Source organism: Cyanobacterium sp. T60_A2020_053 (genome assembly GCA_015272165.1).
Classification (GTDB): domain Bacteria; phylum Cyanobacteriota; class Cyanobacteriia; order Cyanobacteriales; family Cyanobacteriaceae; genus Cyanobacterium.
In genome coordinates this window covers 22,074-40,718 of sequence record JACYMF010000020.1, presented here as the reverse complement: position 1 = coordinate 40,718, position 18,645 = coordinate 22,074, and the positions used below count along the sequence as shown (strand labels likewise).

The window sequence follows — 18,645 nt, the reverse complement described above, 5'->3', positions numbered from 1 at the left end:
AAATCAAGAAGGGGGGAAATAAATAAGGGTGTCGCTATCCTTCCCCAATCCGCTTTGCTGAGATTGGGGACTGTCGCAACGAACGTTCAAATGAAGAATTAAAAATTTGGGCGTTGGTGATTTTCCCTATGATTTCTGGTTAGGGTGAAGGAAAGGGATGCAGAGGAAGCAGAGGTGGAAGGGGAAGCAGGGGTGGAAGGGGAAGCAGGGGTGGAAAGGGAAGCAGGGGTGGAAGGGGAAGCAGGGGTGGAAGGGGAAGCAGAGGTGGAAAGGGAAGCTAGGAGATAATAATTCATAATTCATAATTCATAATTCATAATTCATAATTCATTTTATTTCTTGTGCTAATTTAATTAAGGTTTCTTCTACTTTTTTCATACTGCCCGGATTAACTAATCCATAGTAATCAAAGTCATAAATTTTATCTTCTTTCACTGCTGTTAATTCACTCCAAAAAGGCTCTTTTTTTAATTGCTCTAATATACCTTCTCTAGCTGGGTCAACTATAATAATTTTTTCGGGATTTGTCTCTAAAATTTTCTCAGGAGACAGTGTGACATAACCACCAAATTCTGAACTTCCTTGCAAATCTGCTACCACATTTTGATATTTAAATTGGGTTAATAAATCCCCTGTCCAACTATTTTTATTAGGTGCTAAAATTGGTTGACGACTAACTAAAATTAAAATAGAAGAATTAGAGTCTAAATTATCAGGAATCATGGCTTGATAACGGTTAATTAAAGGTTCTGCATCAGCGCCCGTCACCGTTGCCAATTCTTCGATCATTTGTAATAATGAAGCCCAACTATTAATATTTGTAGTCATGGTTTTTACGCCCAATTCTTCTAAACGAGTGAGAATTTGATCGCTAAAACCTTCTGCGCCCACCACCAAATCAGGCTCAAGTGCCATAATTTTCTCTAAATCCGGCGGAGTGCGCCCTTCACTCACCATCACCAAATCGTTAAAACGGCTATCTTCTTTTAATAAACTACTACCGGGAATCCCGACTAATTTAGTCGGCTCTAATTGCTGAATAATATCAGCACTGAGGGAAGTTAAGGCGACAATGCGGTTAACGGCGGTGGAGGGCGCTGGATTTTCTACTGGTGTGCTATTATTTTCACTTACTGAATTAGTGGTGTTATTACAAGCGGTAACTCCAAATAAAGAGATAATTAAACTAAGTTTGATTAATAAAGATAAATTAATTTTTTTCATTCGTTAATACCAATTAAAATTTAGTCAAAAGGGCAAGAAGCAAGGGGATGTAACCCCCTTTTTAATAACTCGATAATTTCTAAAAGTTCAATTCATTGAACGATATATTATTAGCCGTGTAATTCATTACACGGTGAGTAAATTACGAAGGGATAAAACCTCAATAATTCATCTGTTCAAATTGGGTTGAATGATATTCAACCCCTACACAGAAAAAAACAAATTTTTTTACTAAAAATTTATTGGGTAGTGCATAATAATTACCCATGAAAAAATAAATTAAAAGCGCACGATAAAATTAACTCCCATATTAAAACCGGGTGGTGCATAACGAGGTAAATTAGCATTATCAGCAGTTAAACCGCGCACATCAGACCATGAAAAATATTCCGTATTAAACAAGTTAAATAAACCTACATTAAGAGAAGTATTAGGAGAAAAATTATAGTAACTAATTAAATCTAATAACACATAACCATCAGGGGCAAATAAATTCTCTCCATCAATGCGATCGGCAGATTTAGCGCCCACAAAAGTGCTGAGTAATTGTGTACCCCATTTATCCTCATCAGCACGATAGCGCACTCCTAACACCGCCTCAAAAGGATTAACTGAGTTTAATGGCACAAAACCACTACCCGAATCACTGTCTCCCACAGCCCAAGCCAGACTACCTAAAACACTAAAACCAGTTTTATCAGGGTTGAAGAAATACTCAGTTTTAGCCTCGATACCATAGATACGGGCGCTGTCGATATTTTGACTCTGAAACTGCTGGAAACCATCGGCACGAGTGCCAACATTAACCGTGTCAATAAAATCCTCATAGTCATTATAAAAACCAGCTAAACTAAAGTTAAATTGAGGATAATTACCTCTAATTCCTACTTCAAAACTATTGCTTTTTTCTGGTTTCAAATTAGCATTAGGTAACACCGCATAACCAAAGGCAAAATTAGTAAAACCAATATTAGCATCATCATAAGGAGGGCTACGAAAACCGCGCGCATATTGCCCATACAGCGCTAATTCATCCCTAGGTTTATAGACAATGCCAATCTTAGGAGAAAATGCCGAATCGCTACGATTTTCCACAGTGAAACCATCTACATTAATACGGCGAAAATCATCATCTTCCTTGGCATTTAAACCGAAATAATCCCAACGAATGGCAGGAATAATAGAAAAGCGCCCGATTTCAATTTCATCCTGTAAATAAAGCCCTAATCTAGTGGTATCTGTATCAGGAAAAGTTTTATTCGGAAAGGTTTCCCCCACTACAAATTTACTGGTAGTGCCATCAGCAAAAATTAAAGTATTATCCCGGGGGCGAGATGTGCTAGTCTGGGAAAAATCTACCCCATAAACGAGACGATGGGAAGCCCTACCCGTATTAAAATCGCTCTGTAACTGCAATTCAGCACCAAAAATATCCTGTTTAAACTGGTTTAACTCATCCCTAGTGACAGGGCGAAAACTCGGTTGCTCCTGTCCAAAACTCTGCTGAATACCAACAGATAATTTTTTTTCTTTGATATTAGCATTTTGATAATAAATTTTAGCGTTGAGATTCTCTAACCAACTGGGATTAGGAGATTGATAATTATAGTCAAGGCTGAGACGATTGCGACTGCGTGTGTCGTCAGCGTTAACTTCCTGACGATCAAAAAAGATGAAGTTTGGCGGGCGCACGTTAAATGGAGTGCTACCAATTTCATTTAATACTACAGTATCAACATCATCTCGTAAAAATTCTCCTGTGAATTTGAGACTGCTATTTTCATCGAAATTGTAAACTAACTTGCTGGTGAGACTGTAACCCGTAATTTTTTGAGGGTTAGTTTCAGCGCCCGTCACCGTTTTTAATTCGCTACCATCGGTAAAACTAGCCACTGCGGAAAATTGTAGCTTTCCGTCTTCGTCTTCCCCTGCGATTACTCCTGTAAGATTAAGTAACTCACTACTGGTATCATAACCAATTTGACCACTACTATAAAAGGAATTACCAAAGGTATTGAGATAATCTTGAGGGTCTTTAGTAATAAATGATACTACACCCCCGATGGCATCACTACCGTATAAAGCAGAAGCTGGACCTTTAATGATTTCCACCCGTCTAGTGGTTTCTAAGTTAAAATAATCCCTTCCTCTACCGACATAGTTATCTGGTACAGAAATACCATCTACTTGTAATAAAACTCGGTTGCCGTCAATACCCCGAATATTAAAATCTTGATTGCCAAAACGGTTGGCATTTCTACCCACAGAAACACCGGGTTCATAGCGCACTAAATCTTGTATATCATTGATTAATTGTCGCTCAATTTGTTGGGAATCTATAATGGTAATAGAGTTAGCAGAATCTAATAAACTTCTAGCGGTTCTAGTGCCAGTAATAGTGATGGTTATATCATCTAAATTAGGTAAATTTTGAGCAAAATTTCTCTCACTAATTCCCAAGATTAAGTTCCTATCTGAAGGAATAATTTGGGCTTGATAATTACGGTTATTATTACTAATAATTGTTAATCTAACGGTGCTATCATCAAGGGTTTTTAAACTAATTTCCGCAATATTTGCGGTGGGATTTACCCTGATAATGTCAGTTTGGAGGGCGCTGTCAACTAAGTCAATAACTAAACGATTTTCTTCTCTCATGATGAGAGGTACAATAGATTTTCCATCTTGAGTGACGATAGTTAATGATAATTGATTATCGTTTTCTTCAATTAATAAATCGGTAATTTGCTTGACATTTTCATTATTTTGTGTTAGTAAAAAGTTGGTACTTTTATGATTAATAAATGATAATTTATTTTGAGCTAATACTGATTGATTAGCAGTTAAAGCGATTAAAGATAATGATGTAAATGTTAAGACATTTGCTGTTTTTTTGTTCATTTGCTCACACCAATTAATTGTTATGAATTTGTTAAACGAGGTTTTAACCCCTCCTAATAATCAGTAGGGTGGGCATTGCCCACCAAAACCAACCCTTGAGATACTGTTTTATCCCCATAAAAAATAAAAAATATTACCCCCCTCTCCTGTGGGAGAGGGGTTGGGGGTGAGGGTAAATCAAGCCTGAATCAAATCAAGGGAAGGAGAAAGAGGACAAATCTGCTCACCCACTGGAGTAGAAATAATCGCCACCTGCACATCAAAAACTTGAGCGATATTTTCTACTGTCAAAACCTCCTCAGTTTTTCCCACCGTAAACAAGCGCCCTCCCCTCAAGAAAGCAAGTCTGTCACTGTATCTCACAGCGAGGTTAATTTCATGTAAAACGGTAATGATGGTTAATCCCTGTCGATGCAACTTTTTCAATAAATCCAACAACTGTAATTGATAATGAATATCAAGATAGGTAGTCGGTTCATCCAGTAAGAGGATTTGCGGATTTTGGGCTAAAGCTAAGGCTAAAAAAGCCCGTTGCCTTTCCCCCCCTGATAATTGAGTTACTGGGCGCTCACTTTTTGCCGTTAAATCAGTTTCTGCTAAAGCTAAATCCACCGCTTCTCGATCCTCTTTAGTTAAATCCCACTGATACCATGACTGGTGTGGAGTGCGCCCTAAAGCCACCAACTGACGCACCGTTAAACCAGATGGAATAGTTTGCTGTTGGGGTAAAATAGCGATGCGTTTAGCCACCACCGCAGGAGGTAAAGCGTAAATTTCTTTGCCATCTAACAAAACTTTTCCCTGAGAAGGAGAGAGAATGCGAGACAGTAACTTGAGAAAAGTTGATTTTCCCGAACCATTAGCGCCCACCAAACTAAGCCACTCCCCCGAATGTATATCGAGATCGAGATTATGGACAATGGTGCGCCCCTCATAGCCACCACTGAGGTTATAACTGTTTAAAGGCATGGTTTAATTAAATTAGTAAAATACAATTTGATCGCCCCTTCATTTTTATAAATAAGGGGTTTTTTGTTGTTTGTTGATGTGTCTAAATCTTGCTTACTGTTTTATTGTTGGGTTTCGTTACCTCAACCCAACCTACTTTTCCCCCCTCTCCTGTGGGAGAGGGGCTGGGGGTGAGGGCATCCCTTAAACAGAGCGCCGATAAAGCAACCAGACGAATAAAGGAGAACCAAAAAGAGCAGTTACAGCGCCCACCGGCAACTCCACAGCGCCCATCCTTGAGAGCAAATCAGCCCAAGCCAAAACCAGCGCCCCTCCCACCGCCGAAAGAGGAATGAGCAGACGATAATCATTGCTTTTGAGCAGAAAACGCATGGCATGGGGTACGAGTAATCCCACAAAACCGATTAAACCAGCGATGCTAACTGCGCCCGCCGCCAAAAGGGTTGCCGTGCCACCGATGAGTAAACGTGAACGCCCTAGAGGTATGCCCAAACCCACCGCTAATTCATCCCCCAAATTAAGCACATTGACATAACGGGATAATAGACAAGCCAATACTAAAGCAAGGATGATGTAAGGAGTGGCTAATTTTAACTCACCCCAACCCCTACCATTGAGACTACCCACAATCCAGTTAAGCGCCCGTTGAATGCGCCCATCTTCCGACATCAGCAATAAAGTAGTTTGAATTGCGCCAAAGAGAGAAGACACTGCTACACCGCCCAGAATTAAACGCTCTACATTGATACCATTACTTTGTTTTGCCAAAAAATACACCAACGCAGTAGTTAACACAGCGCCCACCCACGAGGCAAGGGGAATCAAAAATAAAAATACATCAAAGGTAATTAATACAACTACTACCAAACCAGCGCCCGCCGAAATACCGAGCAGGAAGGGAGTCGCCAGAGAATTGCGTAACATCCCTTGCAATAAAGCGCCCGAAGTCCCCAAAGCAGAACCAACGAGAAAAGCCGATAAAATGCGCGGTAGCCGTAAATCCCAGATGATAACTTGATTTAACCTTTCTCCTTGATGCCATAAAGCCTGATAAATTTCCCCTAAACTGAGGGAAACTGAGCCTATGGACAAAGACACTAAAAAGGTTAGTAACAAGGCTAAACAAATAAAAAATATTACTAATAGTGCTCTGGATCGTTCATCTTGTATGGCTAGATTACGACCCTTCACAAGTGCATTAACCTCCATTTAATTGATTTATAATTGATTAGTTTGCTTAGTTAATGAAAGTAATTAGCGATTACTTAGTTAAAGAGTATAACAAGATTTAAAAATTATTGCAAACTATAATCATTAGTATAATGGATAATTGATAATGGAAGGAATGCAAAATGTAGAAGTAATTGTTTTCTAAATTCTAAATTCTAAATTTTTTCTCCCCTTCTCCCCTTCTCCCTTACTCATTCATTACCTCCGTTAATTTTTCGATGGCTTTGGTAAGATTTTCTTGGGCGATAACTTCCGGGGTGGAGGGCGCTAGAATCAAAGGGGTGATAATATCTGTGACAAAAGAATTAATGATGCCACTAAATGCACCACCAATAATAACAGCCACGGCTAAATCGATGACGTTTCCGCGCATGATAAATTGACGAAACTCTTTAAAAAAACTACTCATTTTAGGTAACTCCTTATATTTATTATCTGGTTTATAACGTGAATTTTGTTATATTTTAAACACGGTTACAATAGCAAAATTATTTTGAATTGGTAATAAAAATATGAATTGGTGGCGCAAATTACGCAAAAATCCCCTCGCTAAATTAGGGGCAATAATTCTCTTTTTCTTTTATATTATGGTGATTGGAGCGGATTTTATAGCGCCTTATAATCCTTACAGCGCCCTTGACAATAGTTCATTATTACCACCTACCCAGATATATTGGCGCACTGCACAACGGCAATTTATTGGCGCTCATGTTTATCCTACCACTCAGGGGGCTACAGATTTAACAACGGGAGAGCGATTATTAGACGTTGATTTTACGAAACCTTCTCCCCTACGCTTTTTTGTGAAAGGTTTGCCCTATCAATTATTACAAATTAAACTACCTCTACCACCTACTTTTGCAGAAAAAGAAATCTTTTCAGGCTTTAAATTTGACCGTCATTTATTTGGTGCCATGGGAGATGCACAAATTAATATTTTAGGTACAGATGAACAAGGTAGAGATCAATTTACTCGATTATTATTCGGGGGAAGAATTAGTTTATTTATTGGCATAATTGGTATTTTAATATCTTTTCCTTTAGGTCTTTTAATTGGTGGTATTGCTGGTTATTTTGGTGGTTTAATTGATAATATTTTAATGCGCTTAGTGGAAGTTTTAATGACTATACCCGGTATATATTTATTAGTGGCTTTAGCCGCCGTTTTACCGCCTAGTTTAAGCAGTAGTCAACGGTTTTTATTGATTGTTTTAATTACTTCTTTTATTGGTTGGTCTGGACTAGCTAGAGTCATTAGAGGGCAAGTTTTAGCCCTGAAAGAGCAAGAATTTGTGCAATCGGCACGGGCGCTGGGGGCAAAACCTTTTTATATTATTATTAAACACATTCTTCCTCAAACTGCTACTTATATTGTTATTTCTGCGACTCTTTCTATACCGAGTTTTATTGTGGCTGAATCGGTGTTAAGTTTGATTGGTTTGGGTATTCAACAACCTGATCCTAGTTGGGGAAACTTACTTTCTTTAGCTTCTAATGCTTCCATTATTGTATTGCAACCTTGGTTAATTATTCCCCCTGCAATTTTAATTATTCTCACAGTTTTATCGTTTAATTTATTAGGGGATGGTTTACGAGATGCTTTAGATCCAAAAAGTCTTAAATCTAATCGTTGAAACTTTCCACATCAAACTTAAGGGGTTTTATCTTCAATAAAATAACTGTAATAATTTATTAAATTTCTCTCACAATTATGAAGTTGTTAACAGATTACACAATTATCGTTAAACCTGACTATTTCATTTATGTTAACGAGTATATCTTTTTCTCTCTCCCTAAAGGGACTTGACTATTTGAATGAAATTATGATCAGCGCCCGTCACCGTAGCGCCCCATTCTTGTAAAAGAGTTAAATAGTCTATAATTTCACGAGTAATAACTTCCCCCGGCATGAGAAGAGGAATACCCGGAGGATAAGGGCAAATAGTTTCAGCACAAATATGATTGATACTATCAGCAAAAGTCACAGAGATTTTACTTGCCCAAAAGGCTTGACGGGGCGACATTTTAACATGGCTTAAAGGTTGAGGGGGAATTAAGTAATTTTTAACTTGATTAGTTTGATAGGGAGCAATTTTTTCACAAGCATTAATTAACATTTTTATATCTGTTTCAGTATTACCAATAGAGATAATAAAAGTCAAATTAGTAGCAGTGGGCAACTCACAACTTACACCTAATTCTCGATGAAAAATATCATCTATTTCATAACCATTTAAAGATAAATTATTAACATTAATTGTCAATCTAGTTATATCTAAATCGAAAAAATTATCCTGCGGTGAAGGGCGCTGTAAAACTTGTAAATAATCAAATTTTTCAAGCTCATTTCTAGCTAATGTTGCTAAATTAATAGTCTTAGTTAATAATTCCTTGCCTTCCCTTGCCATTTGTTCTCTTACTGCATCTAAAGAAGCTAAAAGAAGATAATTAGGACTAGAAGATTGTAAAAGCCTTAAAACTTCACTAATACGCTCTTTTTTGACTAAATCTCCCTGTAAATGAATCATCGAAGCCTGAGTCAGCGCCCCCAACACCTTATGAGTTGACTGAATAACCACATCAGCCCCGCAACTTAAAGCCGATGAAGGTAAATTATCATGAAAATGAAAATGAGCGCCGTGTGCTTCGTCCACCAAAAGAGGGATATTGTATTGATGCGTAATTTTCGCAATTTCAGAAATATTACTGCATATGCCCTCATAGCTAGGAGAAACTATCAACACCGCTTTAATATCATCATTTTCGTTTAATATTTTAGTAATTTGTCGAGGAGAAACACCATAACATACATTAAAATTACTATCATATTCAGGGCTAATAAAAATAGGCATAGCGCCCGACAAAATTAAGCCAAAAATTGCCGATTGATGAACATTACGTGGTAAAACAATCTTATCCCCTTTCCCACAAGTAGCTAAAATACTAGCAATTACGCCACAAGTTGAACCATTTATTAAAAACCAACTATTTTTAGCACCGAAGACGGGCGCTGTTAATTCTTGTGCCTCCTTAATTACCCCTGCTGGTGCAAATAAATTGTCCAACTCCGGCAACTCAGGTAAATCAGCATCCAGCGCCCTTCCCCCTAGCAAACTCAGTAAGGCAATATCAGCCCCTTTTCCCCCTTTATGGCCCGGGCAATAAAACCGCGCATGAGGGCGCTGGGATAATGTTTGTAGCTGAGAAATAATTGGAGTTGTCACAATAATAAATAATTTATAAAGTAAAAAGAGCAAAAGTTTTCAAAGGGAAAAGTGTATCTAAAAAATCCCTATTTTTAGCATTTAGATAAAAAAAATATTGATATGAATAATCACATTAGGAAAGATGGTAATTATTCTATAATGATCATCACTTTTCAAACAGTTTCTTAGCTAACACTTGCTACATTATGACTTTTAAACAATAAAAAAGGGGATTGATCATCCCCTAAAACAATCAACTCAAAAAATGAATAAATAATAAACTTAGTCACTGAACTAAATTAATTTTATCTCAATACCTAGTTGAGATAATAGCGTTTTTCCGCCTCTAATTGATTAACTAAAGAATCTTGACCTTTAGTTCTAGCAATCTCTAAACGATGCTCTAAAGTAGATAGTAAAGATTGACGATGAGCTTTTTTTGCTTGTTGTAATGTGCTTTGCTTAATCATGGGATAACTCCTGAAATTACTAAAATTGGAATAATAGACAGAGGCTAGAAAACCTCTCTTCTAAAGATGAAATAATATCTATAAAACTATTAACAGAATAATTATTGAAGTCCTACTTCATTAGAGATTCTGGTTAACATATTCGCCTGACGGTTTTGCTGACGTTGCCGACTATTTCTCATCAGTAAACGAGCTTGTTGAGAAACAGAACCAACCGAATTATTACTTGACGTTTGATTAGCGTTCATAATGTCGCCTCCTCTAATTTTGTTGTGGTTAGATTCGAGGCGCGTTCCTTCAGAAACTTTCATCGCTTCTTACTTCCGTCTGTGTCAACAGATGAACGATTTATCCTTACAGTATTTAATATAACATAACTGTATCAAATTTGACGGTTTTTGTTAAAAGTTTATTTATCTTAACAACCTTGTTTTATAAAGGAACAAAATTAAACTCTCTGGTAGGGTTAATTATATTTGTCACTCCATTGGGTTTTTGACATTGACGAAATTATATGCAGGGTCTTCACATTAACAATGAAATACTCAGTTAATTTTGCTTACCTAATCAATCTCGAAGTAAGATAATTATTGATTAGAATAAAAATAGCAAAATTTTCAATAAATGGATGAATCTAAGTCTTCAATATCCCATATTCGGTCCTCAAATTCAATGTCCCCATTGTCGGCAACAAATCGAAGCATTAACCTTAACAGATAGTTACTTATGCCCTCGTCATGGAGCATTTGAAGCCGATCCTAATACAGAAGTATTAGTGCATTTGCAATCAGGGCGACAATGGCGACAATGGGAAGACAAATGGTATCGACAGCATACCCATCCTGATGGTATCCGTTTTGAGATTCATGAAGCGTTAGAGCGTTTATACACAGATGGTTATCGTGCTACTAAAATTATAATTGCCCATCGCTATGAATCTTTAATTAGTTCTTATTTAGAAAAAGGAAATCATTGGTCAAAAGAATCGGTAAAAAGTCAGGTATTATATGGTTTACCAGTGGAATTCAGCGCCCCTCACCATAGCCCACAATGGGAAATTGTGAATTTTCAATTAGAAAAAGAAAAAGGTAGCCCTTCTCGTTATCCCTACTTCCGTCTATTTGAGTAAGGTTTGCACTCATTAGTGGTGTCATTGAGGTAGAGAAAAGGGAAGAGGGAAAGGGTGTTGAGTTATTCAGCAAAGCCTAATTATTTGCCATAACTTGAGAAATTCTGTCTAAATCTAATTCACCAAGATAATCAGCGCACCAATCCGCTTTACGGTGTAATAGGTGAAAGGGATAAGTATGGGTGATACCGACTACTTGCATTTGGGCGTTTTGCCCTGCTTTAATTCCTGGGAAGGTATCTTCTACCACAAGGCAATTACTGGCTCCTAGGCATAAATCTGGGTGTTTTTCCTGCAACTTTTGTAAGGCGCGTTGGTAAGATTCGGGGGATGGTTTTCCAGCGCACTTATCCTCAGCAGAAACGATGATACTAAAGATAGATGATAAATTGGCACGGTCTAAAATTAATTGTACTTCCTCTAGGGGGGCGCCGGACACTAAACCCACTATCAGACATTTTTCGGGCATTTGCCGCAGAAAACCGATGACAGACTCGTATAACGGTAGTGATTCGAGATTATTAATGATTTGGCAATATTGGGTTGATTTTTGGTTAATTAACTTACTGATATATTCTTCTGATACTACACGCCCTTTATTCGCTAATAAATCTTTTAGACAGGCATAGTCACCCCTTCCCCAACAGAAACTATCATAGTCGGAGGGCGCTAGACGGAGATTTTCACCGATTAATAATTCTTCGATTAATTGTTTATGGATAGATTCATCATTGATGATTACTCCATTGAAATCAAATAAAATCGCCTTTAGTGTCATGATTGGTGATTTTTTTTACAAGTAGAAAGGGAAGCAGGGGGAGAGAGGGAAGCAGGGGAGAAAGGGGAGAAAGGGAAGCAGGGGAGATTATGAATTATGAATTATGAATTAATAATTTCCTTTGCCCCTTGCCCTTTTAACTTTGCCCTTTTAATCCATTATCCATTGATAATTTGTGTTAATGCTAGTTTTATTTCAGGATACTGATAATTATAGTTAATCACTTCCGTTGTCTTTTCTGGTAAGACTTTTTGCCCTTCTAAAACAACTTTTGCCCCTTCTCCTAATAATAATTCTAAAGCAAAACTAGGTACAGGCAACCAAGAAGGGCGCTTCATTACTTCCCCTAACTTCTCACATAAATTATTCATGGTAACGGGGAAGGGCGCTGTGGCATTAAAAGTGCCTTCAATATTATTATTTTCCATGGCAGTAACAATTAAATTCACAACATCATCAATATGAATCCAAGAAAACCACTGTTTACCCTCGCCTATAGGACCTCCCGCAAAAATCTTAAAAGGTGGTATCATTTTAGCTAAAGCGCCCCCCATCCCTAACACAATACCAAAACGGAAAATAACTAAGCGCCCTCCCACCTCTTTCACCTTCTCCGCTTCCGCTTCCCATACCTGACAAACTTGGGCGAGAAAATCATCACCGGCGGGGCTAATTTCTGTATAAGTAGCGGTTTCGCTAGTGCCATAATAACCAATAGCAGAAGCATTGATCAGAAATTGCGGTTTTTGAGCAGAATTTTTGATGGCATCAACAATCATTTTTGTGCCATCTCGACGACTGGCAAGGATTTCCTGCTTATAACTACCACTCCATTTTTCGGCGATGGGCGCCCCAGCCAAATTCACCACCCCATCACAACCATTAATTTTATCTTGCCAATCTCCAGCAGTTTTGGGAGTATAACTAGCAAATTCCAGATTAGATTGTAAATAAACAGGAAAAACTGATTTAGCCTTCTCCACACTACGGGTTAAAACCAAGATTTGATGATTTACCGCTAATTTTTCGACTAATGCTTTCCCCACAAATCCCGTGGCACCTGTAATGGCAATTTTCATCTTTACTTTTCAATTAATATCATTTTTAACAACAATGGGTTTAAACCCATTGCCTCTTTAAACTAATGCTGTATAAGATTTACTCACTTTCTCCAGTAACTTTGAGTAGTAAAAAACCCCAAGCCAAACCAACTAAAACAACGCTAAAACAAAGAATTGCGCCACCAAATAACATACCTTCTGCCGTCATTGTGAATATCTCCTTTTTAAACTGTTAATTTTTATTATTCTGATTATAACCTGAGTTAGGATCTGATGAAAAAATGTTTTCAAAGGGCAAAAGTATTAAAAACAGTGATTTTTTGCGATATTATTTTGTAAGACGAAAAATTTTCTCTAGCCTTACAATTAATAAAACTCATCACATCTTAAAACCACACTTGTATCCTCATAAAATATCTTTGCGCCTTTGCGCCTTTGCGAGACATTAAAAAAGTGGTTTAGTAATTTACAAAGCACTGTAAGAAACTTTATAAATAATCAATTCTCACGAAAACTAGCTTAACATGACAACTAATTACTCTAATCCAGCGCCCTTCACCGCAGAGATACCAGATTTAAAAATGCCCACCGTATTGCGTTTAGGGTTATTTAATCTCGGCTTAGGATTAATGGCAGTCTTAACCCTAGCGGTATTAAATCGAGTGATGATTACGGAATTAGGCATTCCAGCCACCATTGCCGCCACCACTTTAGCATTATCGCAATTAATTGCCCCCATTCGAGTTTGGTTGGGGCAACTATCAGACGGTAAAAAGTTATTTGGTTTACACCGCACCGGTTACATTCGCACGGGGATTATTTTAGCAGGAATAACCATTTTAATTGCCTTACAAATCGTTTGGTTTTTAGGTAATCAAATTGAAATTAATAACGGTTGGCAGTGGAATTTTGCCACCATTAGCGCCTGTATTTTACTAGGTATAACATTTTTACTCCATGGAGGAGCGCTGGGTATGAGTTCCACTCCTTTTACTGCCTTACTGGTGGATATTTCGGAGGAGGAAGGGCGCTCGAAAATTGTTGCTACAATTTGGTCAATGTTAATGGTAGGTATTGTTATTGGTGGAGTAACAGGAAAAATATCCTTAGATAAACTGGCTATCGGTGATGCTGATAACCCTCTTTTAACCGTGGCGAATTTACAAGCGCCCATCAACCTCTTATTTATGTTAGTCGCTATAGTTGTTATATTTCTCGCCTTCATTGGCACTTGGAAGATTGAAAAAACCTATTCTCGCTATCATTTACGCAGTAGCGCCCTTCAAAGAGAGGATAGTATTGGTTTAAAAGAAGCCCTAAAAGTGTTAACTTCTTCCCGTCAAACCGCCATCTTTTTCTTTTTCTTAATGATGATAACCACCAGCTTATTTATGCAAGAATCAGTATTAGAGCCTTATGGTGGCGATGTATTCGGTATGAGTATCGGTGATACTACCATGTTAAATTCTTATTGGGGTATCGGTATTCTCATCGGTTACAGTTTAACTGGCTTTTTCATTGTGCCTCGTTTAGGGAAAATTAACACCACTCGCATCGGTTGCGTTTTAGTTTCTATCTGTTTCGGTTTAATTATCCTCGCTGGTTTAACTCAACAGGAAAATGTGTTAAAAGGGGCTATGGTATTATTTGGGGTAGGCGCTGGTGTTACAACTATCGGCTCTCTCAGTTTAATGTTAGATTTAACTGTAGCCGAAACTGCTGGTACGTTTGTGGGCGCTTGGGGTTTATCTCAAGCGATGGCGCGGGGTATTGCCATCGCTTCAGGGGGATGGGTGTTAGATTTAGGCAAACTACTATTTGATAATGTTTGGCTATCTTATAGTTTGGTGTTTTTCACCGAAAGTATCATAATTCTTCTCGCTATTTTGCTACTCAATCAGGTTGATATTAAAGAGTTTCAGGAATCCACTCGCAAAGCTACTACTCTCGTTATGGAAAGTGATTTGGATTAATGATATAGTCAATAATAAATAGTAAACTACTGAAAGATAGAGAATAGTCAATAAAAAGTGCAACAACTGATACAATAGCTCTAGTTCAATTAATCGAACCTTGTCTAATAGTCGTGTAATTGATTAGACATCTTCAGAAACTATTTTTTGTTGGCTTCTAGTCAAGGCTTCAGCCCTGAAAATAGCTGTTGTAGGAAATGTCTATGATATGGTAGCGAAATGACTTGAGATAATATCAAGTTTGTTTGATCACTTATAAGATCAAGTCCGTTTGATCAGCCGAAGGCTGCCGCTGCGCGATCACTTACAAATTAGTAATATCAATATCTTAGTTCAATTTATTGAACGAGATACTATTGGTTCCGTGTAATTCATTACACGGTGGGTAAAATGCGAAGAGATAATCTATTTATAACTAATTATCCGAACTTAATATAAAACACGGTTTTACTTTTTATAGATTAAAGAATAAAAAAAAAGATGATTAATATACTGTCTTGTCTGTTAATTATTTTAGGTATTTTGTTTTGGTATTGGGGAACAACATCTCTTTTAAGTCGCAGAAGTGTATTATTTAAAATTCATAATTTAACTGTTTCTGATAGTTTAGGGTCAATGTTAATTATTGTGGGTTTATTATTAAAAATACCTAGAGAATTTCCCCTTCTAATTCTCGCTATTATTTCCCTCGCAATTTGGAATACTATGTTAAGTTATGTATTTGCTTACGGTTCTAGCACCAAAGAAGAGTAAGTTTAATTTAAGTAAAAAGTTTTAATATTTAAGGCTTTTTATTTTGAGTATGTAAATTGTTAATTAAAGGAGGGAAGAGGGGAGGGGAAAATAAAATTTAAAATTTAGAAAATAATTACTTCTGCATTCTACATTCTGCGCTTTTAAAGTTTGTTTGGGTTCTTGGGCGGTTATTCTTTTATTTATTCGTTATCGAGGGTTATTGTAGGTTTTCGTTGTAAATACCATTGTCGCCATTCGTTGGAACTGCGCAGGGCAATCCATAATAATAGCATGGCGATAATTCCGCCATTTTCCGGCGCCCTCAGCGCGAAAATAACCAAAATGGCTGAAAGTATATCTTCTACGAAGGTAAAAGCGATGGGTAGCCTTCCCCAACGAAAAAACCAACCGACTAAGACAAAGCGTAATATTAGGGCAAATACGCCACCAATGATACCGATAAGCCAGAAGGGCGCTTGATCAAATTCTGTCCATTTAGCAGCGCCAATGGCTAACATAGCGCCCACCACCGGACTCATAATTAATTGTATAATTTGAATGATACGCAATCCCAGTAATTTTTTTGTGCCAAAAATTTCAAAAATTGTCCATGATACCAAAATACCAATGACAACTTCAGGGCGGATTTGATCAAGTAAAGGAATTTCTGACCACAAAGTGTTAAGGTTGGCTAAACCAAGAATCAATAATGGTAACCCAACTCTCAAGCCACCGGCGGCAGATGCGGAAAGAATGGCGAGAATTTGAATCATTTTCGTAAAAAAGGCAATAAAATTAAAGAAGAAGAATTATAGTTTTTGTTTCCATCTCAGTGCGTAAAATTAATTTAGCTATTACTCTCGGTGATCCTGTTAGTATTGGTGGTGAAATCATCCTCAAATCTCTTGCTAACTCTGCTTTACATCAAAAAGCCCATATCACTATCATCGGTGACGGGCGCTGGTTAAAATATACCTACAATTCTTTAACAGCTAAAGCTAACTTAACACATCCTCACACATTAAATATAATTGATGTAACTAACGACTTTCAAGGAGAATGGGGCAAAGGTGATGCAGAATCAGGAAAAGCCAGTTTTTTATATCTCCAAAAAGCCATTGAATTAACCCAACAAGGGCAATTTGACGGCATCGTCACAGCGCCCATCGCCAAATACCTATGGCAACAAGCAGGTTACAACTATCCGGGGCAAACAGAAGTATTAGCCGAAAAATCAGCCACCGCCAAATTTGCCATGATGTTTGTCGGCAAATCCCCTTACACCCATTGGGTATTGCGCACCATTTTGGCGACTACCCATATCCCCTTAAAAACCGTCTCAAAAAGCCTTAATGAAGACGTGATGGACGTAAAACTAGAACTTTTGATAAAAAACTTAAAAGAAGACTTTAATCTCTCTCAGCCCACCATAGCCATAGCTGGATTAAACCCCCATAGTGGAGAAAATGGCAAATTGGGTAAAGAAGAAAAAGAATGGCTGGAAAATTGGTTAAATAAAGCAAGGCAAAAATATCCAGAAGTAAAATTAATCGGTTTAATTCCGCCTGATACCATGTGGATTAAGCCCACTCAAGCATGGTTTCGGGATGGCAAAATTAAGACGGCTGACGGTTTCTTCGCCTTATATCATGATCAAGGATTAATTCCCGTTAAAGCCATGGCATTCGACCAAGCCGTGAATACCACCATCGGCTTACCCTTCGTGCGCACTTCACCGGATCATGGTACAGCTTTTGACATCGCAGGTCAAGGCATTGCCGACGCATCTAGTCTGACATCCGCCATAGAATGGGCAATTTATCTTTGTCAAAATCGATTGCGCCTGAAAAATTTAGTTTAATCCTTGACATTTATTTTTATTTTCGACATAATATTATATGTGTTAACTGCGGGTATAGCTCAGTGGTAGAGCGTCACCTTGCCAAGGTGAATGTCGCGCGTTCGAATCGCGTTACCCGCTTATATAAAGAATAAAATAAAAACATGACATATTACCCTATTATTTCGGTAGTGTATTATTTTCACTATTGGTCAAAACTTTTATTAAAGATAATAAGGGTCTGCTGAATAAATTAGAACCCTTGTCAAATAAAGGTCTTAAACACAGCTATAAAGGTGTCAGGTATCGGGTATTAGGTTTGAAAATTACACCTGCAACCTGAAGCCTGAAACCTACTCACTTTTAAACCTTTTCCCTTCACCTCACCATTGCACTTTTTCAGTACCACCGAATTAGATGCTTCTTGGCTTATGGATGACCAAATAAACGATAAAATAGAAAGAGAAGAAAAATAGCATAAAAGAACAAATAGAGAATATGACCTCAGAAACTCAGAGTAAAACCCTTGAGGCGATGAAAAATTTTGCCGAACAATACGCCAAGCGCACGGATACTTATTTTTGTGTTGACCCCTCTGTAACTGCCGTAGTTATTCAAGGTTTAGCCGAACATAAACAAGAATTAGGAGCGCCTCTCTGCCCTTGCCGTTACTATGAAGATAAAGAAGCAGAAGTTAAAAATACCTTTTGGAATTGTCCTTGCGTACCGATGCGCGAACGGAAAGAATGCCATTGTATGCTTTTTATTACTCCTGATAACGAATTTGCAGGAGAACAGCAAGAAATTACTTGGGACGATTTACAAGGTGTCAAGAGCTAAAATTTTTGGAAAGAACTGGAAAAATAGAAATTATTTTTAATCCGTTCGTAGGGGTTGAATATCATTCAACCCTTACAGGCTTTAGATATCAAAATAGCTGTTGTTGGAAAAACCTAATATTATTTAGGGTTTGCTGAATAAATCAAAACCCTTTTAAAACAAAGATTTTAAGTACAATAAAATCTTAAAAAAGTGCTAAAAATAGCCTTTTTTCTCTAAAAATGCCCTCTTTTGTTTACCCTAATCAAAAATTATTAATCCTAAATTCTACATTCTAAATTCTACATTA

General features: G+C 37.5%; 19 protein-coding genes and 1 tRNA gene. 8 read left to right on the top strand and 12 right to left on the bottom strand.

The window, feature by feature from the left end; genetic code table 11:
- Positions 1-144: 144 nt before the first annotated feature.
- Complete coding sequence (locus IGQ45_03350) at positions 145-288, top strand: hypothetical protein (protein MBF2056263.1); 144 nt, start codon at positions 145-147, stop codon at positions 286-288.
- A gap of 39 nt (positions 289-327) precedes the next feature.
- Here the strand turns inward: IGQ45_03350 and IGQ45_03345 are convergent, their stop codons facing one another.
- The 5 genes from IGQ45_03345 to IGQ45_03325 form a co-directional block, all read right to left on the bottom strand.
- Positions 328-1,224 carry an ABC transporter substrate-binding protein gene (locus IGQ45_03345; protein ID MBF2056262.1) on the bottom strand — a complete coding sequence of 299 codons (897 nt, stop codon included), beginning with the start codon at positions 1,222-1,224 and terminating at the stop codon, positions 328-330.
- Between the two features lie 279 nt (positions 1,225-1,503).
- Positions 1,504-4,125 carry a TonB-dependent hemoglobin/transferrin/lactoferrin family receptor gene (locus IGQ45_03340; protein MBF2056261.1) on the bottom strand — a complete coding sequence of 874 codons (2,622 nt, stop codon included), beginning with the start codon at positions 4,123-4,125 and terminating at the stop codon, positions 1,504-1,506.
- Between the two features lie 177 nt (positions 4,126-4,302).
- A complete protein-coding gene (locus tag IGQ45_03335; GenBank protein ID MBF2056260.1) occupies positions 4,303-5,094 on the bottom strand; it encodes an ABC transporter ATP-binding protein in 792 nt (263 codons plus the stop codon).
- A gap of 183 nt (positions 5,095-5,277) precedes the next feature.
- The gene (locus IGQ45_03330) at positions 5,278-6,303 is read right to left on the bottom strand and encodes an iron ABC transporter permease (GenBank protein MBF2056259.1); all 1,026 of its coding nucleotides are present in this window, start codon (positions 6,301-6,303) and stop codon (positions 5,278-5,280) included.
- A 208-nt stretch (positions 6,304-6,511) separates the two neighbouring features.
- A complete protein-coding gene (locus IGQ45_03325) occupies positions 6,512-6,733 on the bottom strand; it encodes an MscL family protein (protein MBF2056258.1) in 222 nt (73 codons plus the stop codon).
- A 103-nt stretch (positions 6,734-6,836) separates the two neighbouring features.
- Between IGQ45_03325 and IGQ45_03320 the strand changes: the two genes are divergently transcribed.
- The gene (locus IGQ45_03320) at positions 6,837-7,958 is read left to right on the top strand and encodes an ABC transporter permease (GenBank protein MBF2056257.1); all 1,122 of its coding nucleotides are present in this window, start codon (positions 6,837-6,839) and stop codon (positions 7,956-7,958) included.
- Positions 7,959-8,117: 159 nt separating this feature from the next.
- On the opposite strand, the gene IGQ45_03315 is transcribed toward IGQ45_03320, so the two are convergent.
- From IGQ45_03315 to IGQ45_03305, 3 genes are all read right to left on the bottom strand, one after another.
- Positions 8,118-9,548, bottom strand: coding sequence for an aminotransferase class I/II-fold pyridoxal phosphate-dependent enzyme (locus IGQ45_03315; protein ID MBF2056256.1), 1,431 nt, complete (start codon positions 9,546-9,548; stop codon positions 8,118-8,120).
- A 299-nt stretch (positions 9,549-9,847) separates the two neighbouring features.
- Positions 9,848-10,000: a hypothetical protein gene (locus IGQ45_03310; GenBank protein MBF2056255.1), complete on the bottom strand. Its 153-nt coding sequence runs from the start codon at positions 9,998-10,000 to the stop codon at positions 9,848-9,850.
- Between the two features lie 101 nt (positions 10,001-10,101).
- The gene (locus tag IGQ45_03305) at positions 10,102-10,311 is read right to left on the bottom strand and encodes a hypothetical protein (GenBank protein MBF2056254.1); all 210 of its coding nucleotides are present in this window, start codon (positions 10,309-10,311) and stop codon (positions 10,102-10,104) included.
- Between the two features lie 317 nt (positions 10,312-10,628).
- On the opposite strand from IGQ45_03305, the gene IGQ45_03300 reads away from it, so the two are divergent.
- Entirely contained in the window at positions 10,629-11,129 is a 501-nt protein-coding gene (locus tag IGQ45_03300; protein MBF2056253.1) for a TIGR02652 family protein, read from the top strand.
- Between the two features lie 76 nt (positions 11,130-11,205).
- Here the strand turns inward: IGQ45_03300 and IGQ45_03295 are convergent, their stop codons facing one another.
- From IGQ45_03295 to IGQ45_03285, 3 genes are all read right to left on the bottom strand, one after another.
- Positions 11,206-11,907, bottom strand: a complete 702-nt coding sequence (locus tag IGQ45_03295; protein ID MBF2056252.1) for an HAD family phosphatase — start codon at positions 11,905-11,907, stop codon at positions 11,206-11,208.
- Between the two features lie 158 nt (positions 11,908-12,065).
- Entirely contained in the window at positions 12,066-12,986 is a 921-nt protein-coding gene (locus IGQ45_03290; GenBank protein ID MBF2056251.1) for a TIGR01777 family protein, read from the bottom strand.
- A gap of 79 nt (positions 12,987-13,065) precedes the next feature.
- On the bottom strand, positions 13,066-13,176 hold the full coding sequence (locus tag IGQ45_03285) for a PetM family cytochrome b6-f complex subunit 7 (protein ID MBF2056250.1): 111 nt from the start codon (positions 13,174-13,176) through the stop codon (positions 13,066-13,068).
- Between the two features lie 316 nt (positions 13,177-13,492).
- Here IGQ45_03285 and IGQ45_03280 point away from each other — a divergent pair, with 316 nt between their 5' ends.
- Positions 13,493-14,941 (top strand): BCD family MFS transporter, encoded by a 1,449-nt coding sequence (locus IGQ45_03280; protein ID MBF2056249.1) that lies wholly within the window; start codon positions 13,493-13,495, stop codon positions 14,939-14,941.
- 480 nt (positions 14,942-15,421) lie between these two features.
- Positions 15,422-15,694, top strand: a complete 273-nt coding sequence (locus IGQ45_03275) for a monovalent cation/H(+) antiporter subunit G (protein MBF2056248.1) — start codon at positions 15,422-15,424, stop codon at positions 15,692-15,694.
- A gap of 182 nt (positions 15,695-15,876) precedes the next feature.
- On the opposite strand, the gene IGQ45_03270 is transcribed toward IGQ45_03275, so the two are convergent.
- Positions 15,877-16,449 carry a DUF4126 domain-containing protein gene (locus IGQ45_03270; protein ID MBF2056247.1) on the bottom strand — a complete coding sequence of 191 codons (573 nt, stop codon included), beginning with the start codon at positions 16,447-16,449 and terminating at the stop codon, positions 15,877-15,879.
- A gap of 59 nt (positions 16,450-16,508) precedes the next feature.
- On the opposite strand from IGQ45_03270, the gene pdxA reads away from it, so the two are divergent.
- The 3 genes from pdxA (at position 16,509) to IGQ45_03255 (ending at position 18,356) form a co-directional block, all read left to right on the top strand.
- The gene (gene pdxA, locus IGQ45_03265) at positions 16,509-17,537 is read left to right on the top strand and encodes a 4-hydroxythreonine-4-phosphate dehydrogenase PdxA (protein ID MBF2056246.1); all 1,029 of its coding nucleotides are present in this window, start codon (positions 16,509-16,511) and stop codon (positions 17,535-17,537) included.
- Between the two features lie 48 nt (positions 17,538-17,585).
- A tRNA-Gly gene (locus IGQ45_03260) sits at positions 17,586-17,657 on the top strand.
- Between the two features lie 357 nt (positions 17,658-18,014).
- The gene (locus IGQ45_03255; GenBank protein MBF2056245.1) at positions 18,015-18,356 is read left to right on the top strand and encodes a ferredoxin--nitrite reductase; all 342 of its coding nucleotides are present in this window, start codon (positions 18,015-18,017) and stop codon (positions 18,354-18,356) included.
- The last annotated feature ends 289 nt before the right edge of the window (positions 18,357-18,645 follow it).

What these genes read in the sequence shown, in the direction of transcription:
- IGQ45_03345 (MBF2056262.1), bottom strand. Translation starts at nt 1,224, where the DNA reads ATGAAAAAAATTAATTTATCTTTATTAATCAAACTTAGTTTAATTATC.
- IGQ45_03340 (MBF2056261.1), bottom strand. Translation starts at nt 4,125, where the DNA reads ATGAACAAAAAAACAGCAAATGTCTTAACATTTACATCATTATCTTTA.
- IGQ45_03335 (MBF2056260.1), bottom strand. Translation starts at nt 5,094, where the DNA reads ATGCCTTTAAACAGTTATAACCTCAGTGGTGGCTATGAGGGGCGCACC.
- IGQ45_03330 (MBF2056259.1), bottom strand. Translation starts at nt 6,303, where the DNA reads ATGGAGGTTAATGCACTTGTGAAGGGTCGTAATCTAGCCATACAAGAT.
- IGQ45_03325 (MBF2056258.1), bottom strand. Translation starts at nt 6,733, where the DNA reads ATGAGTAGTTTTTTTAAAGAGTTTCGTCAATTTATCATGCGCGGAAAC.
- IGQ45_03320 (MBF2056257.1), top strand. Translation starts at nt 6,837, where the DNA reads ATGAATTGGTGGCGCAAATTACGCAAAAATCCCCTCGCTAAATTAGGG.
- IGQ45_03310 (MBF2056255.1), bottom strand. Translation starts at nt 10,000, where the DNA reads ATGATTAAGCAAAGCACATTACAACAAGCAAAAAAAGCTCATCGTCAA.
- IGQ45_03305 (MBF2056254.1), bottom strand. Translation starts at nt 10,311, where the DNA reads ATGAAAGTTTCTGAAGGAACGCGCCTCGAATCTAACCACAACAAAATT.
- IGQ45_03300 (MBF2056253.1), top strand. Translation starts at nt 10,629, where the DNA reads ATGAATCTAAGTCTTCAATATCCCATATTCGGTCCTCAAATTCAATGT.
- IGQ45_03295 (MBF2056252.1), bottom strand. Translation starts at nt 11,907, where the DNA reads ATGACACTAAAGGCGATTTTATTTGATTTCAATGGAGTAATCATCAAT.
- IGQ45_03290 (MBF2056251.1), bottom strand. Translation starts at nt 12,986, where the DNA reads ATGAAAATTGCCATTACAGGTGCCACGGGATTTGTGGGGAAAGCATTA.
- IGQ45_03285 (MBF2056250.1), bottom strand. Translation starts at nt 13,176, where the DNA reads ATGACGGCAGAAGGTATGTTATTTGGTGGCGCAATTCTTTGTTTTAGC.
- IGQ45_03280 (MBF2056249.1), top strand. Translation starts at nt 13,493, where the DNA reads ATGACAACTAATTACTCTAATCCAGCGCCCTTCACCGCAGAGATACCA.
- IGQ45_03275 (MBF2056248.1), top strand. Translation starts at nt 15,422, where the DNA reads ATGATTAATATACTGTCTTGTCTGTTAATTATTTTAGGTATTTTGTTT.
- IGQ45_03270 (MBF2056247.1), bottom strand. Translation starts at nt 16,449, where the DNA reads ATGATTCAAATTCTCGCCATTCTTTCCGCATCTGCCGCCGGTGGCTTG.
- IGQ45_03255 (MBF2056245.1), top strand. Translation starts at nt 18,015, where the DNA reads ATGACCTCAGAAACTCAGAGTAAAACCCTTGAGGCGATGAAAAATTTT.